The 1,962-nt window shown below is 41.4% G+C and carries 3 protein-coding genes; all 3 read right to left on the bottom strand.

Annotated elements, in window-relative coordinates; all coding sequences use genetic code 11:
* Positions 1-135: 135 nt before the first annotated feature.
* On the bottom strand, positions 136-459 hold the full coding sequence (locus tag ACR2F3_RS04780; RefSeq protein WP_432708839.1) for a hypothetical protein: 324 nt from the start codon (positions 457-459) through the stop codon (positions 136-138).
* A complete protein-coding gene (locus ACR2F3_RS04775) occupies positions 460-1,125 on the bottom strand; it encodes a hypothetical protein (RefSeq protein ID WP_432708838.1) in 666 nt (221 codons plus the stop codon). It abuts the gene before it with no gap.
* On the bottom strand, positions 1,112-1,962 hold an 851-nt coding region (locus ACR2F3_RS04770; RefSeq protein ID WP_432708837.1), incomplete at its 5' end, for a YdaU family protein. The genes ACR2F3_RS04770 and ACR2F3_RS04775, both read right to left, overlap by 14 nt.

Below are 1,962 nucleotides of genomic sequence, written 5' to 3'. Positions count from 1 at the left end.
GATTGTCTTTTGCATTTTTCTAACTCCATGCCGCCATTGGCAGCTTTAAAAATTTGTTTGATTCTTGCCATTTGGTGCAAGTTTTATTTCACTCTACAGATAAAAAAATAAGCAGTCAAGAAATATTTCACTGTTTTAATCACCCACAAACCTTCTGCCCTTGATGTAGTATTCAACACCCGCCAGATCATGCCAGCCATTGGCCATGTGTGGAATCATCTTGATCTTGCGCACCTTATCGGCTTCAGGCTCTGGAAGGTCAATTCTGGTCAGCAGATAACACGGCACACCAGACCGCCGCCAGATCCCACCAGACAGGTAAAAAATACCTCTGGCATCCACACGGAATAGAGTCCCGTACAACTTCGCGTTTCCTTCGCCTGGCGTATATTTACGATTCCCTTTCAGCATTTCCGCAAGGTCATCAATCATCAATTCTTTAGTGATCATGGTAGCCACCTATTTTGAATTTCGTTCTTTGGTTGCTTGAAGCATTGCAGATGGAAAACTCATTCCACCTTCTACCAGCTTCGCCGTACGCTCTTTAATCCACTTTGTGTATGAATCGTCAATATAACTTCTTTTGCTTTTTGCTACTGGCTTCACTGGCTTTTCAATCGCCACAGGTGGCTGCCAAATATGTTGTGGAATGCCTTGCGCCGTCAAATCTTTTACAACCTCGGTATAGGTATCTTTGAAAGCCTCATAAGCATAATACTTCTGCTTTTCGTAATTTGATGCCCACTTCATTTGATTGAACATCTCATACACAGCATCGTAAGCCTGTTTTTCGGCGTTTGTGATGGTGGTGGTGCTATCGGATAGCCACGCCTCAATATTCGCTAATGCGGCGAATTTAGCCTTGTATGTCGCACCTTCTTGTAAACACCACTGACGAAACTCAGGAATTGACGGCGGCCACTTCTCTTTTTTCATGCGCTCAATACCGCGAATGAAATCATTAGTGTTTAGATCCTGATACTGGTTTACCATTTCCAAAGCCAAGTCTTCAGGATTAACACCCACCCATTGGTCGGCAAACTTTTTGCCATAGTTAAGCTGCATCTTTCCAATTAAACGCTTTGCGTCATTCACATCAAATTTGCTCATGTTATTTTCCTTCAATAAAATATTGTTGACCAGGAGTTACGTCTATCGCATCAAACTGCTGATCACGATCACTCAGGAAGTTATTCCACTTGTCCATTTCAGCTTGTGTTTTTCCTGCTGCTGAATAATTACTGTTTTGCGGTGCATTGGACATTGCAATGTTTTTGTCTAACTTGATCTGATCCCGACAAATCAATTCAATATCTGTATAACCGTTTTGAACATGGTAATCAGACTTGGAGATATTCAGGATTGCAGTTTTAATTTCATCCACTGAATAACCTTCCTTCAGTCTGGCCTTAATTTTCTTTTCCCGAACACCTTCGAGTTTAGTCCGGTCATTCTTCTTGAATACCTCTCTCCAGAAATCAAAAACCTCAAGTACAGAAGTATTATCTTCTTGGTTAACGGTTGATGGTTGATGGTTAACGGTTGATGGTTGATGGTTAAGGTTATTTTGGGTTACGTTTTCAGAACCTAAATTAACCTGACTGGTTTCTTGTAGGTTATTGTCTGGGTTTTCTTCAGGTTTGTTTTTGCGAGGTCGACCACCTTTTCCGCCTTTTACACGGCTTTTATGTGCGTTTTGCTGATAAGCCTGAATTTCCAGATCGCATCTATGGTTGTGAAAGCCGTCTTCTTCCTCAGTAAAGAATTCCTCCAAAACCACATCCACAGCTTTGGTTTCTTCTTGGGTTTTTGCGCGTAACCTACGATAAACCTGCTGGGTTATTTTAGGTAATGGACTTTCATTCAAATAATAGAAATCCAATGCTCTGCGATAAAAGCATTCTTCCAGTGGGCTAAGGTGATGTGTATCACTGATGAAATCACCTATATGGTGCATATACT

The sequence above is a fragment of the Pedobacter sp. genome, assembly GCF_045627485.1.
In the GTDB taxonomy this organism is placed as follows: Bacteria; Bacteroidota; Bacteroidia; order Sphingobacteriales; family Sphingobacteriaceae; genus Pedobacter.
Note: the sequence above shows the minus strand (reverse complement) of the source record. Positions and strands in the feature narration are given on the sequence as shown.